This is a genomic window from Longimicrobium sp. (genome assembly GCF_036388275.1).
Taxonomy (GTDB): Bacteria; Gemmatimonadota; Gemmatimonadetes; order Longimicrobiales; family Longimicrobiaceae; genus Longimicrobium.
This window is the reverse complement of record NZ_DASVSF010000033.1, coordinates 15,503-29,660: the sequence shown is the minus strand read 5'-3', so window position 1 is coordinate 29,660 and position 14,158 is coordinate 15,503. Positions and strand designations below refer to the sequence as shown.

Annotated in this window: 6 protein-coding genes and 1 riboswitch; of the genes, 1 reads left to right on the top strand and 5 read right to left on the bottom strand. The window is 72.6% G+C overall.

Annotated elements, in window-relative coordinates; translation table 11 throughout:
• Window positions 1-45: 45 nt before the first annotated feature.
• Genes VF632_RS08640 through VF632_RS08630 form a run of 3 tightly spaced genes read right to left on the bottom strand, consistent with a single transcriptional unit; the run spans window position 46 to window position 5,715 of the window.
• Window positions 46-345, bottom strand: coding sequence for a hypothetical protein (locus VF632_RS08640; protein WP_331022472.1), 300 nt, complete (start codon window positions 343-345; stop codon window positions 46-48).
• Between the two features lie 5 nt (window positions 346-350).
• Entirely contained in the window at window positions 351-4,151 is a 3,801-nt protein-coding gene (locus VF632_RS08635; RefSeq protein ID WP_331022471.1) for a glycosyltransferase, read from the bottom strand.
• Between the two features lie 55 nt (window positions 4,152-4,206).
• Window positions 4,207-5,715 carry an HD domain-containing phosphohydrolase gene (locus VF632_RS08630; protein ID WP_331022470.1) on the bottom strand — a complete coding sequence of 503 codons (1,509 nt, stop codon included), beginning with the start codon at window positions 5,713-5,715 and terminating at the stop codon, window positions 4,207-4,209.
• Window positions 5,716-5,973: 258 nt separating this feature from the next.
• On the opposite strand from VF632_RS08630, the gene VF632_RS08625 reads away from it, so the two are divergent.
• Entirely contained in the window at window positions 5,974-7,512 is a 1,539-nt protein-coding gene (locus VF632_RS08625) for a DUF3131 domain-containing protein (RefSeq protein ID WP_331022469.1), read from the top strand.
• A 468-nt stretch (window positions 7,513-7,980) separates the two neighbouring features.
• On the opposite strand, the gene VF632_RS08620 is transcribed toward VF632_RS08625, so the two are convergent.
• Together VF632_RS08620 and VF632_RS08615 are read right to left on the bottom strand one after the other, a co-directional pair.
• The gene (locus tag VF632_RS08620; protein ID WP_331022468.1) at window positions 7,981-9,111 is read right to left on the bottom strand and encodes a glycoside hydrolase family 26 protein; all 1,131 of its coding nucleotides are present in this window, start codon (window positions 9,109-9,111) and stop codon (window positions 7,981-7,983) included.
• A gap of 14 nt (window positions 9,112-9,125) precedes the next feature.
• Window positions 9,126-9,216, bottom strand: a riboswitch (cyclic di-GMP riboswitch).
• Window positions 9,217-10,232: 1,016 nt separating this feature from the next.
• On the bottom strand, window positions 10,233-14,117 hold the full coding sequence (locus tag VF632_RS08615; RefSeq protein WP_331022467.1) for an HD domain-containing phosphohydrolase: 3,885 nt from the start codon (window positions 14,115-14,117) through the stop codon (window positions 10,233-10,235).
• Between the last annotated feature and the right edge of the window lie 41 nt (window positions 14,118-14,158).

Below are 14,158 nucleotides of genomic sequence, written 5' to 3'. Positions count from 1 at the left end.
CGCACGACGAAGCGCCCCCGCCATGACGGCGGGGGCGCTTTTCGCTTACAGGAGGCCGGAGAGACCGCCCTTCGCCGCCGCGATCAGCATCGCTACGGAGCTGGCCAGCTGAACGGCCCGCAGTCTCCGCAGGCGGCGAACCATCTCCTGGCCCTGACCATCCGAGTAGTTGCTTGCCTGGAAGACGTTCACCTGCCAGAACGGACTCCTCCCCATCCCGAAGTGCTCGCCCGGCTTGAGGTCCGTCCGATACCGCTGGGCGAGGGGCAACAGTGCGAGTTGCCAGAATCCCGCGGCGATCCAAGCAATCGCGGCCATCAAGAACGCGAATCCAGCCGCGCTCATGCTCGTCAGGTGTTGAGGATGCGCGAGGCGGCGCGGAAGTAGCCCGACTTGCGGCCGTATCCCGACTTCAGCGGGCCGCCGGTGTGGGCCACGCCCACCGCGTAGCGCACGCCGATGGGCGTCTCGATGGCGCGGGAAAAGACGACCTTGCCGGTGCGCTCGGTGCTGGTGCCGGGAACGCGGAAGCGGATGGGTGTGCCGGGCGACACCGGGCGGTCCATCACCAGCCGCGCGCCGCTCTCGCTCAGGTCTTCCAGGAACGCCATCGGCGACCCGCCCGCGTGCTCCGGGCTGCCGCGGGGCAGCATCACCTGCGCGGGAAGCTGCACCGCGTGGCGGGTTTCGCCGCGAAGGTTGCGCACCCGCTCGCCGGCGCGCTCCAAAAAGCGCAGGGCGGTGCGGTAGCGCGACTGCTCCAGCGGCACCGCGTGCTGCGTGCAGTGAAGCTCGATGGCGTCGCGCACGGGCACGGGCAGCCCCACGAACGCCGCCCCGCTGCGGTACATGGGCGGATCGGTGTCTGCGATGCGGCTGGAGTGCACGATGCGGCCGCGCACGTTCATGGTTCCCGTGGTCAGCGACAGCGTCAGGCGCACCTCGGTGCCCACGCGCATGGGCTCACCGGTGCGAAACCCCACGCCGCCGGGGTTCAGGTTCTCGGTCAGCGCCACCATGTTGTGCGGGGTGCCGTCCGCCGAGCGCATGCGCACGTGGATGGGAAACTGGTCGCGGAAGCGGTGGTCGGCGCGCTGCTGGCGGATCCGCAGGCTCATCTGCACCACCGACGAGGCCAGCACGAAGTTGAGCGCCGCCCACACCATGTTCGCCACGAACCCCGGCGAACGCGTGCCCTCCCAGCCGTAGTCCACCCAGCCGAACCGCGCGGCCGCGAACGCGAACGCCACCGTGGCCGCCGTCACCCCCATCAGCACGGCCTGCGGCGCGTACGTGCCGAAGGGAACGTGCCCCGGGCCCTTGGGCGTCACCTTGAAGCTCAGCGGCTTGCGGCGCAGGATGCTGAAGACGGCGCGGGTGTACGTCCAGAACTTGGCGACGTGAAAGCGCTCGGAGATCAGCAGGTTGCCGATGCCCCGCGACAGCAGCATCGACATCACCAGCGTAAGCGCCAGCACGGGGAGGAAGCGCGTCAGGAAGCCCGCGTTCAGCGCCCGGATGGGCAGGATGCCGGTGAGGAAGAACACGATGGGCGCCAGCAGGAACACCAGCTTCTGCAGCCCGCCCACGTACGCCGTCAGCGAGGCGAAGTACGACAGCCGCTGCGAGAGCGTGAGCCCGCGCGTGAAGAGCGGGTTGAAGCGCTTGATCACCTGCATGGCGCCCTGGCCCCAGCGCAGGTGCTGGGTGTGGAACGCCACCGCAGACCCCGCCGCCAGCCCGTACGCCAGCGACTCGCCATAGAACGCCGACTTCCACCCGCGCGCGTGCAGGCGCAGCGAGGTTTCGATGTCTTCGGTGATGCTGTGGTGGCTGAAGCCGCCGATCTCATCCAGCGCCGCGCGCCGCAGCACCGCCGCCGAGCCGCAGAAGAAGGCGGCGCCCCGCGCGTCCTTGCCGGGCTGCAGCACGGAAAAGAACAGCCGCTGCTCTTCCCACATGCGGCGGCCCGTCTCATCCACCTCGTAGGTGAAGGCGTCGGTGTTGTAGAAGTCCTGCGGCGACTGCACGAAGGCCAGCGTGCGGTCCTGCGAAAGGATGCCGAGCAGCCGGTCGAGCATGTGGGGCAGCGCCACGTGGTCGGCGTCCAGCACCAGCACGAACTCGCCGTCGGTGTTCGCCAGGCCGTGGTTGAGGTTGCCGGCCTTGGCGTGCTCGTTGGTCTCCCGGCGCAGGTAGCCCACGCCCGCTTCCTCGGCCATGGCGCGCACTTCGTCGCGCTTGCCGTCGTCCAAAATCCACGTCTTGTGCGGGTAGCGCATGTTGCGCGCGCCCACGGCGGTGCGGCGGATGACTTCCAGCGGCTCGTCGTAGCAGGGGATCAGCACGTCGGCCGTCAGCCCGGGCGGGGCCTTTACGGCGGCGCGGTGCTTGAGGCCCCACACCGAGTGGACGAACAGGAAGCCCGAGATCAGCCCCCAGGTTTCCGCCAGGGCCAGGGGAATGGCGAACCACAGGTGGTCGGGGTTCAGCGTCCATCCCCAGCGCCAGACGATGTAGTACGTCCACACGACGAGCGTGAGGATCGCCTGGGCGCGGATCAGCCATTCCTTCCACTCGGCCTGGCGCGGCACCACGTACCGCGCCAGCGCCCCGCCCTCGTCCTGGCGGCCCCTGCGGCCGCGCCGGCTGGGGCGTCCGGCGTCCTCCTCCGGGGGCAGCACCAGGGCCGGGTCGGCGTCGACGGCGTCGAACTCCGGCACCAGCTCCTCGACCGCCACCGGAACGATGTCCGGCACGGAGCCGTCGCGAAGGTCGCGGTCCGGCACCTGGGCCAGCGTGGCCACTTCGGCCAGGATCCCCGGATCGGTGTCCACGTAGGGCGGCACCGCGACGGGCCTGTCCTCCCGCGCAACGTCCAGGACAGCGTCGTCCCGATCCCCGTCGAATTGATCCGCATCGGCGGGGACAGCATCAGACCGATCCGCATCGGCCAAGGCAACGTCGGATCTATCCGCATCGGCCAGGGCAACGTCGTGCTGATCTGCCTCAAGCCGCTCCGGGTGGATCCAGTCCGAACCGCGTCGATCCGTGTCCGCGAGATACGCATCCGCTTGATCCACATCCGCCGACTCGACTGCCGAAACGTCCGGCTCCGCGGCTTCGCTCCGCGCGTCCACGGCCGCGAACGGATCGTCGGATGCGAAGGCGCTCGCCACCGGCTCGGCGGTCGCGGACACCTCGTACACCGATCGATCTTCTTCGGCGGATGCGGACGCGTCGGCATCCGGAACCGGCGTCTCGGCTGCGGCGGGCGGCAGCGCGGTGTCGGATGGGGCGACGACCTCCGCAGTCGCCGCCTCAGCTTCAGCGGGCGGAGGAGCGAAGTCGACCGGGGGCGCGAGCTCGGCAGCCGGAGCCTCGACCTCGACCAGCGGAGGCGCGATGTCGGCCGGGGTCACGACTTCCGCAGCCGGAGCCTCGGCCTCAGTCAACGGAGGCGCGGCTTCAGCGACCGGCGGTGCCGGCTCGGACGGGGGGGGACGGCGCCGCGGGGCCGCGGAGGGGGCCAGGACGGCGAAGACGCGGCACTCGTCGGGGAGGCCCCAGCTTTCGCGCGGCGCGTCGGGCCCGGCAAAGACCAGGGCGGCGCCTACCTCGCGGGCCAGCTCCTGCAGCCCGGGAGAGCCGGCGGGGACGTACAGGAAGAGGAGGAGATCGGGATCGGGGTCACCGTGCAGCAGCGGCCCCGTGCCGAAGCTGGACAGAAGCTCGTCCAGGTTCGCCACGGGCGCGCCGGCGGGCAGAAAGCAAAGCCCGCGCGCCTGCACCGGCCGCGCGGCCTCGCTGATGGAAAGCCCATCGAACAAGGCGTCGGTGACGCCCGCGCCGTCCAGCAGCCCCAGCGCCTGGTGCAGCGAGGGGCGCTGAAAGCCGAGGTCCGCCAGCACGGGTGAGCGCCCGAAGCGCGCGGCGGCCGTCGCCAGCTCCACGGCAGAAAGCGCGGCGCGGCCGCTGGACTCGGCCTCGCCCGCGGCCAGCAGAAGCACGGCGCGCCGGCCCGCCAAGCGCTCGGTGAAGAGCGCCCGCAGGCCGGCTTCGGCGCGGCTCGCCCCCGGCCGCGGACGCGCCGGAGCGCCCCCGGCGGGCGGGGCGCCGGGTGCGTCGGCGGGGGGAAGAGGCTCGGTCATTCGGTGCGATGACTGCGTTTCCGGGCCCCGCGGAACGCGAAGCCCGGGGTGTGCCTCACGCGAACCCGCGGCCGGCGAACGGCGCCGCGGGCGCGGCACCCATCACCAGCTCGCTGCGCCGCAGGAGAGCGTCGAGCGTGGCCTTGAACTCGGTGAAGCTGACGTCCGGCGCAAAGCACACGTCGGCGCCCGCCGAAAGCAGCGAGATGCGCAGGTCCGGCGAGTCGGCGTCGATGACCACCACCGGGATGGCGCGCAGGTGCGCCGCGCCGCGGATCTCCTGCACCAACGCGGCCACGTCGCCGCCCGCCAGCCGTGCGCCGACGACCAGCGCCTGCACGGCCCCGGCGCGAAGCCGCTCACGAACCCCGGCCACGTCCGCCGCCGTCTCCGTCGCGTACCCGGCCGAGTGGAGTCGGGTGGCAAGCCCCAGCCCGCGAAGCTCTTCGGGGTGCGCCACGTACACGTGCCCGCCCCAGCCGTAGCCGATGCCGTGCCGCTCGCGCTGGGCGAACACCCGGCGGAGCAGGCTGGCGACCACGGGATCGTACACCGAGCCGGCCTGCCGCTGCATCTCGTCGACCGCGGCGGCCACGCCCATCGGCTGGCGCCCCGGGCCGTCGGCCAGCAGGTGCGAGCAGCCGCGCGCCACCGCCAGGACGCGCGCCGGGAAGGGAATGCGGTCCTCGGCCAAGCCGTCGGGGGTGCCGGTGCCGTCCCAGTGCTCGTGCTGGTGCGCCAGCGCGTCGTGCACCCCCGCGGGAAGCGCCACGCCCTGCAGCAGCTGAAGGGTGATGGCCACCTCGCGCTGGCCGTCGTCCCCCGCCCCGTTCATCGCCAGCCCGCCCAGGTCGCTGAGCAGCGCGGCGAGGGCCAGCGCGTTCAGGTGCTCGTCGCGAAGCTCCAGCTCGCGGCCCAGCGCCACGGCCAGCAGGCGCGTCAGCGAGCTTTCGGCGCCGAAGACGGCGCCGCGGTGCTCCAGCGCGCGCACCAGAACCTCCACGAGCGCCACGGCCTCGGCACCCGCGCCGGGGGCGGCCGCGCCATGCGAGGTGGAGACGGCCATCGACTGTGCCCGCTGCCCGTCCGGCGCGGCTTCGGCGGCGGGGGCGGCGCGGCCGGCCGGGACGTCGGCGGCTTCGGGGGCGGCCGGGTCGGCCGCGGCTTCCGACAGCTCGGTCATCATCCTCTGTACCTCCACGTCATCTTGCAGGGTGAGCAGGCGGCGGAAATGGTCCAGCGCCTCGTCGCGGCGTCCGGCGGCCCGGGCGGCCAGGCCCAGGCCGCGGAGCGCGGCGGGGTGGTCGGGGTTCAGCTCCAGCACGCGGCGCCACGACTGCTCGGCCTCGCCGTGCCGGCCCCGGGCGGCCAGCAGCTCGCCGAGCATGGCGTGGGCGCTGGCGTCGTCGGGGCTGTGGAGCAGGCCGGCGCGCAGCACGCGCCTGGCTTCTTCGGTGTCGCCGTACCGGCGGTGCGCGTCCGCGAGCTGCACGAAAACCCCGCCGGGATCCCGGGCGAAGGCTTCGCGGAGCTTGCGGATTTCGCGAAGGGTGGCCTTGGCCATGAAGGCGCTGAACGGGAGCGTGCCGGGCGCCGAGGGGGCGCCGGGCCGGTGGGCGGAAGCGCGGGGAGAGGCCTTTGCCCCGTGCGCCGCGGACCTTTCGCATGTATTCTGGCATGGTGCACCCCCGGCGCGCCAGAGCCTTGCGCGTTCCGGGACGCAGGAACCGCGCGCCCGTGCACGGTTCCTGCGCGCCGGGCAGGAACCGGCCGGCCCCCGCGCCGGCGGCACGCCCGCCAAAAACCCGAGAAAACTATCCCCATGCGCCCCAACGAGGCGGCCGCCGCGGCCATCGGCTGGCTGAACCGCATCGTGATCCTGGCGGTCAGCGTGTTCGTCGTGCAAGCCCTGTGGCCCTCCGGCCCGCGGGACGACGACGAGTTCCCCGCCGCGCCGCCCCCGCCCCGGGGCGAACGCGTGGCGGCCGCGCCGGTGCGCCCCGCCCCGCCCGCGGGTCGGCCCTCCGCCCCGGCCGAGGCGGTCCGGCGCGCGCTCCCTGGCGACGACTCGCTGCACGCCGACGCGGCTCGGCGCGCGTGGGCGTACGTGGAGCAGCAGTACCAGCCGGCGACCGGGCTGGTGAACTCGGTGGCGGGCTATCCGTACGCCACGCTCTGGGACGTGGGGAGCGGGCTGGCTGCGCTGTACGCAGGCGCCGAGCTGGGGCTGCTGGAGCGCGAGGAATACGACCGGCGGATGGCGCGGGCGCTGCAGACGCTGAACACCATGCGCCTGTACGACGGCGCGGCGTTCAACAAGAACTATTCGACGACCACCGGGCGCATCGCGGGGCGCAACGACCGCGAGGAGCCCGACGCGATCGGCTACGGCTGGTCCGCCACGGACATCGGGCGGGTGCTGATCTGGCTTCGCATCATCGCCACCACCCAGCCGCGGCACGCCCAGGCGGCGCGGGCCGTAGCGGCGCGGCTGGACCTGGACCGCATGGTGGACGACGGCTACCTGTACGGCGAAGACCGCGCCCCCCGCAGCGGGCGCAAGCGGCGCTACCAGGAGGGCCGGCTGCCGTACGAGCAGTACGCGGCGTCTGGCTTTGCGCTCTGGGGACAGCGGGCCGAAAAGGCGCTCTCCCTCCGCGAGAACGCGCGCCCGGTGAACGTGCTGGGCATTCCGCTGATGGCCGACAAGCGCGGCTACGACCACGTGACCAGCGAGCCGGTGATCCTGGCGGGGCTGGAGGTGGGATGGACGCCCGAGATGGCGCGGCTGGCGCGGGGGATGCTGGCGGCGCAGGAGGCGCGGTACCGGCAGACGGGCACGGTGACGATCGTCAGCGAGGACGCCATTCCGCGCGCGCCGCACTACTTCTACTACTACTCGGTGGTCGGCAACGGCCAGCCGTTCGCGCTGAACGTGCTGAACCCGCGCACCCGGATCTCGGAGCCGCGGTGGGTGAGCGCCAAGGCGGCGTTCGCCTGGCACGCGCTGCTGCCGGGCGAGTACACGCAGCGCGCGGTGACGACCGTGGCTCCCGCCGGGGCGGGCGAGGGGGGATGGGCGTCGGGCGTGTACGAGGGAACGCGCACGTCTACGCGCGGGCAGAACGTGAACACGGCGGCCGTCGTCCTGGAATCGGCGCTGTACCACGCGCGCGGCGGGCGGCCGTTCATGCAGCCGGCGGCCACGAAGCCCATCGTCCGGCAGCAGGCCCGGGCGGATTCGGTGCGGCGCGATTCGGTGAGGCGGGATTCTGTGCGGCGGAGCGCGGCTCGGCCGGACTCGGCGCGGGGCACGGCAAGGGGAGCTCAGCCCGCCGCCAAGGCCCGCACGGGCGACTGAAATCGCTGACCCGCACCGGATTGTGCCCGCCGCCAGGCTGCACGGGCGACTGAAGTCGCTGCAACGACCACACGAAGTCTGCCTTCGCAGACTGGCCGGCCGTGGCGCAAGTTCGGCCATGTGGCGCGACCGAAGTGTGGTGCAGTTCTCCCCCTCTCCCGCTTGCGGGAGAGGGGGCCGGGGGGAGAGGGCAGCCGGGGACTGCGCCGGACCAGATCGAACGCTCCGACGCTCGCCAGGGTTCCCAACCGACGCGCGACAGCGTCACGGAGACCGAGGCCGCCCCAGACACGGGCGACTGAAGTCGCTGCAACGACCACACGAAGTCCACCTTCGTGGACTGGCTTGCTGTCGTGCTAGTTCTGGTCTGACGCGCGACCGGGATGCGATAGAAAACGCGCCGGAGAGGAAGCCCTCTCCGGCGCGTTTTTCCATCCTTTACCGTCGTTACCGTCCTTACCGTCGTTCTCAGTTGCTCGCCAGCATCGTGGGGCGGATGGACGACACGTCGCTGTAGCTGGCCAGCACGCCGGCGTCGCGGACGGCTTCGCGGTAGGCCTGCAGCGACTCGGCGCTGGAGTTCACGCGCCAGTCGGTTTCCTTGTCCATGTGGAACCACACGGCCCCGACGACGGCGGGGTGGCGGCGCATGTGGGCGAAGGCGCCGCGGATCCAGCGCGCCTTGGCGTCGCCCGTGCCCTCGTCGCTGGCCACTTCGCCGATGATGATGGGCTTGCCGGGATAGCGCGAGGCCAGGTCCGAAAGCATGTGGTCGGCCTCGGCGCCGTCGACCATGGCGTCGAACTCCTGCCACGAGCCGCCGTGCAGCCGCGGCGCGTTGAAGCCGTGCGCGCCCACGTAGTCCACGTACGCGTCGCCGGGATAGTAGTGGCCGTACCAGTTCCAGTGCGCCGGGCCCGTGGCGCGGTTGGTCAGCGGGTTGCCCACGTTGGGGTTGAACACCCAGCGGACGTTGCTGGCGCCCTCGCGGCGGAAGATGTCGACGATGCGGCGCCAGGCGGCGGCGTACTTGGCCGGCGCGCTCTGGTCCCCGCCGTTCTCCACGCCCTGCCACACGTACTGCCAGTTGCCGTTCATCTCCCACGCCGGCTCCAGCAGCACCGTACCGCCGACCGCCGCCAGCTGCCGGCCGATGCGCGCGAACTCGGCGTCGGCGCGGCCCGCCGCGATGGCCTCCAGCAGCCCCGACTGTGGGGCGCCGCTCCAGCGCAGGTCCAGGGCGAGGAAGTTGGTGGCGCCCGCCGCGCTCACCTCGCGCAGCACCTTGCCGCACCAGCCGGTGGCGGAAAAGTCGCACGACACGGGGTGATAGGTCTTCACCAGCGCCGGGGCCTTGCCCACCATGTCGCCGTACTGGCGGATGGCCGCGCCGATGCGCTCGGGCTTGCTGTCGGCTTCGCCCAGGAAGGCGCCGTGAAAGAACGGGCCTGCGGTGGGGGTCACCGGCGTCTCCGGCTTCGTGGTGTCATCGGGACCGGTAACGGAGCCCGCGCCGTCGCAGGCCGCGCTCATGAGCACGAGCGAGCCGGCGAGGACGACGGATGCGAACGACGAGACACGAGACGAGAGCTTGCGCATGGACGGCACCTTGCTTCGGCGGCCCGACTGGCGTGGCGGGAGCAGTCCCGCGGTAGCCTCGTAGCTTTGCGTCCCCGCCTTTCGACGGGTTTGCCATTATCGATCGGTACCCGGGGGATTTCCGGGCGGGAACATCGAGCGCGGGGAGATTGCGCCCGCGCACCACTCTGGCACGTCGCGTTCCGCACCCGGTCAATGAGTCTAAGTAATTGTAATATGAAGGTTTAGGTCCAACACCGCGATGGCACCTCCATGCCAAGCGCGTGGCATTTTGCAGAAGCCCCCGACATTTGCAATCGCTACGCAAATCGTGACGCCACTGCTACATAGGATGCTAACCACCGCATCTGGCGTCCCGCCCGATGTCATCCCGATGGAGCGGCCCCGACACACCAGCCGCTACCCCGTACCTGGCAGCGACTGAGGGATCCGCCACACACCATCCGAAGCGCACCGCTCTCGCCCCCACATCGCGACCCTTCGGGGGATCATCCCCTCGACCGGCTGCCGGCGCATGCCTCGGAGGGCCCCTCCCCCGGCAAACTGCGCCGGGAGAGGGGAGAACGTCGATTGAGGGCCGAATGGCTGCCGGCGCATGCCGCGTCCGCCCCCTCTCCCGGCCTCTCCCCCGCATACTGCGCGGGAGAGAGAAGCACTTCGATCGAGTCTCGAATGGCTGCCGGCGCATGCCCCTGGGAGCCCCCTCTCCCCGGCCCTCTCCCCCGCTTCGCAGGGGAGAGGGAGAATTCGATTGCGCTTCGACTGGCTCGCTCCCGGCCCGAACACGCGTGCCGTTGAAGCCCCGGGCGGGACGCGACGGCGGCCCGAGCCGGGGCTTACCGCTGTCCGAGCGGGGGTTCACCCGCTCCCGGTGAGCCGGGGCCGCGCGGCCATCGGCGCGTTCATCCGTGGAGAAACTCCGGTGCATTCACCCGAAGGACGCCGCGCGATCGGCAGCGACGCTGCATCACGCGTGGTGTGTGGCGGATCCCTCAGTCGCTGCGGTGTTTGGCTCACGCGGCGGGTACGGTGTGGCCGCTCCATCGGGATGACATCGTGGATGGCGAAAGCCCCTCCCCGCGTCGCGCGGGGAGGGGCTTCTGCCGTGCGAATCGCCCGGTTTATTCCGCGGTGCCGCCTGCCAGCGTCGAGAGGCGGCGGAGGAGCGCGTTGAGCGCGGCGCCCACCTCGGTGAACGTGGCCGACGAGGCGAAACACAGGTCCGCGCCCGCCGCCAGCAGCGACGGGCGGACCTCGGCGTCGTCCGCGTCCACGACGACGACAGGCATCCACGCCGCCGCCGGGATCGCGCGAAGCTCGCGCAGGGTGTCGGCTTCGGATGCGGCGAGCTCGGCGCCCACGATCAGCGCCAGCGGCAGGTCGCCGTGCAGCCGCTGCCGAAGCGTGCCGGCGCCCGGCGTCTCAGCCTCGAAGCCGGAGGCGTGCAGGCGGCCCGCCAGATCCATCGACCGAAGCTCGCGGCGATGCGCCACCATCACCCGTCCGCCCACGCCATAGCCGATCCCGTACAGCTCGCGCCGCGCCAGCACCCGCCGCAGCACGCTGACCACCATGGGATCGTACGTGGTTCCCGCGCCCCGCTGAAGCTCGTGCACCGCCGCGTCCGTGCCCCGGCGCGACGATCCCGTCAGCAGGGACGCCGCGTCGCGGGCAACGGCCAGGACGCGCGCCGGGAACGGAATGCCGTCCTCGCGCGGGCCGCCGTCGCTGCCGTCCCAGCGCCGGTGCTGCATCGACAGCGCCTCGTGCACTTCCGGCGTCAGCGGAACGGACTCCATGAGCGTGAGAGAGACGTCGGTGCCGCGCTGCGCCTGTCCGCCGCCGCGAAGGAACAGCCCGCCCAGGTCCGCAAGCACGGCCGCGAGCGCCAGTCCGTCCAGGCGCGTGCCCTCCATCCCCAGCTCGCGCCCGATGGAAACCGCCAGCAGGCGCCGGACGCTGCTCGCGGCGCCGAGCACGTCGCCGTCCCGCTCCAGCACGCGCACCAGCGCCTGCGCCAGCTGCACGGGGTTGGCGCGCCCGGTGAGCGTCGGCGCGGGGGCCCACGGCTCCCGAGCGGCCGCGACCAGCGCGACGGACGGAGCCGGCGCGGCCTTGGGCTCCTGCGGCGCGCGCTGCGTGGCGCGGTCGAACCAGGCGCGCGCCACCGCGGGGTCCGGCGGAAGCGCGGGCGGGAAGTTGGGAGCGTCCGCGGGGCGCGCCTCCGGATTCGCCAGCGAAGCAGCCGGACGCGCCGGCGCCGGACGGGCCTGGGGCGTCGCGATGGGAGCCGGCGGCTCGGACGGGGCAGCGAGAGGCGATGGCTCCGGGTCCAGTGTCACCCCGTGCGGCAGCCTGGCCCGCGTGGGCCAACCGCCTGCGTCCACGGGAGGCGCATCCGGCGCGGCGGTGCCGACGTCCACGGGCTGCTCGAGTTCCGCATCCTCATCCGCCGCGGGAGCCGCGTAGGCTTCCACGGCATCCAGCGCTTCCGGATCGCCGGCGACCACGTCGTCGAACACGTAGCCGGCCGCAGGCTCTCCCGGCTGATCCGCATCCGAAGTGTCTGCCAGCGTGGACGGACCTACCGACCCCACGTCCACGTCCGCCGTCACGGACGCATCCATCGGCTCTACGTGCGCGCCGATCGGCTCGGCGTGGTCCGCGAAGTCCACCGGGGCGGCAGGCTCATGGTCCCCGGGCTGATCCGCGTCCGAAGTGTGTGCCATCGTGGACGTACCCAGCGATTGCACGGCCACATCCCACGTCGCGGAAACATCCACCGGCTCCACGTTGGCCCCGATGGGAGCGGAGAGATCGGCGAAGTCCACGGCGGCGGCGGGATCGACCTCGTCGCCGTAGTCCACCGCCTCCGCGAGGTCCACTTCGTCCGCCCGATCGTCCTCATCCGGCGCAGCCACGTACGGCGCAGGGACAACGGCGATCGTGGGATCGGCATCGTCGATGGCGCGCAGCCAGTCGGCAATCGGCTCGGGCTCGGGCTCGGCGGCGGATGCTTCGACTGCATCCATTGCATCCGCCGTGGCGGCCACGTCTTCCGCAGCGCTCACGGTGTCATCCGCGCCGGCGCTGCCGCCCGCGAACGCGTCCGCATCCACAGCGGCGCTGACGGGCTCGTCCGCTTCAACGATGCCGCCCGCGTACGCATCCGCATCCGCCGCGGCGCTGACGGGCTCGTCCGCGTCGGGGATGCCGCCCGCGAACGCATACGCATCCGTTGTAGCGCTAATGGGCTCGTCCGCTTCAGTGATGCCGCCCGGGAACGCATCCGCATCCGCCGCGGCGCTAACGGGCTCGGCCGCTTCGGCGAAAGCCCCCGCGTTCACGTCGGCATCGACGGCCTCATCCGCGTCGGCCACTCCGGTCGTGGAGCCTTCCTCGGCGACGGCATCCAATGCCTCGTCCGATTCGGCCACCTCTTCGAAGGCCGCGGGCTCCGCCACTGGAATCGCGGGAAGCTCGAAGCCGGGGCCGAAGCCGTCCTCGCCAGCCTCGGCGGGCGCAAAGGCTTCGTCGGACCACGCGGCTTCGTCGATCCCTTCCACGGCCTCGATCGTCTCAGTCGCATCCACGGCGCTGGATTCGGCGGGGGCGAACGACTCGTCGGACCAGGCGGACTCGTCGACGCCTTCCGCGCTTGCGACCGCCTCGATCACCGCCGCGGCGTCCGGTGCTTCGTCGGACGCGGCTTCGTCCACGGGCTCGGACGCGAGCGGGGCCGCGTCCACCACCACGGCTTCGTCCAGGGGCTCGGACGTGAGCGGCGCGGCGGCGACGGTCTCCTCCACCTCGGCCTCGGCGACATCGTCCTCATCCATGAAGACGATGTCGAAGCCGGCGAGCGCCTCGTCGTCGTCCCACTCGTCGAACTCCGCCTCGGCGAAATCCGCGGAATCGCCGACCGCGCCCTGCAGCGCCGCGTCGGCGTGGAAGGCGATGGGCACGGGAGCAACGTCGTGGGCCTGGGGCGACGGATCGGCCGCGCGCATGAACGGCGACTGCTCCGCATGCGGGCCATCAGCCGTGAACGACGGCGCCACGAAGGCATCCCGGGACTGCCCGGAGGTCGGGTCATCCCCCTGGCTGAACCGCCCCTGCGCCGCATCCGGCTCGTCCGCGCTGAACGACGGCGCGGCGAAGGCCTCGCGGGACTGTCCGGAGGTCGGATCGTCCCCCTGGCTGAACCGCCCCTGCACCGCGTCCGGCTCGTCGGCCGCGAACGACGGAGCCGCGCCCGAGTGCGCCACGTCCTGCTCGTCCGCCGTGAACGCGAGCGTGGCGGGGGGAGGCGCGGCAGCGGGCTCGTCGCCGGTGAACGACGGACGGACGTGGGAATGCCTGGCATCCACGTCGTCCGGGGTGAACGACAGCGGCGCGCCGGCCTGCTCCACTTCCCGCTCGTCGGGGGTGAACGAGGGGATGGCATCAGCGGACGGCTCGTCGCCCGTCGCGGCGCGCTCCGCTTCCCAGGCGCGGGAGGCCGCGCGCAGCACCTCGGCCGGATCGGCATCCGGGTCGATGGCGGGGTCGGCCGGGACGTTCGCCGCGGCCGACGACGCGGGCGACGCCGCAAAGGGATCGCTGGCGGCGGGCTGCGCCTCCTGCCCCGCGTGGCCGAAGTCGAAGCCCGCGTTCTCCACGCGAATCAGGCGGCGGAAGAAGCCCATGGCCTCGTCGCGCCGGCCCGCGGCCTCGCTGATGTCGGCCAGCGCGCGCAGGGCGGGCACGTAGTCGGGGTCCAGCCCCAGCACGTCGCGCCACACGCCCTCAGCCCGCTCGGTGTCGCCGCGGTCGGCCAGCACCCGCGCCAGCGCCGCCCGCGCGCGCGGGTCGCCGCCGTGATCGCGCAGGCCGCGGACGAGCATCTCCTCGGCGCGGTCCAGGTCTCCCGATTCACGGAGCGACTCGGCCTGCTGCACGAAGCGAGGCAGGGGGTCGCGGGCGCCGGCCGCGGGCGAGGGCTGGGCGGGAGAGCGGCTGAACACGTGCGGTGGCGTGGTTCGGGAGTCGGGGCACTGCGGGCGCG

Coding starts and splice junctions, on each gene's coding strand:
- VF632_RS08640 (WP_331022472.1), bottom strand. CDS start 345: ATGAGCGCGGCTGGATTCGCGTTCTTGATGGCCGCGATTGCTTGGATC.
- VF632_RS08635 (WP_331022471.1), bottom strand. CDS start 4,151: ATGACCGAGCCTCTTCCCCCCGCCGACGCACCCGGCGCCCCGCCCGCC.
- VF632_RS08630 (WP_331022470.1), bottom strand. CDS start 5,715: ATGGCCAAGGCCACCCTTCGCGAAATCCGCAAGCTCCGCGAAGCCTTC.
- VF632_RS08625 (WP_331022469.1), top strand. CDS start 5,974: ATGCGCCCCAACGAGGCGGCCGCCGCGGCCATCGGCTGGCTGAACCGC.
- VF632_RS08620 (WP_331022468.1), bottom strand. CDS start 9,111: ATGCGCAAGCTCTCGTCTCGTGTCTCGTCGTTCGCATCCGTCGTCCTC.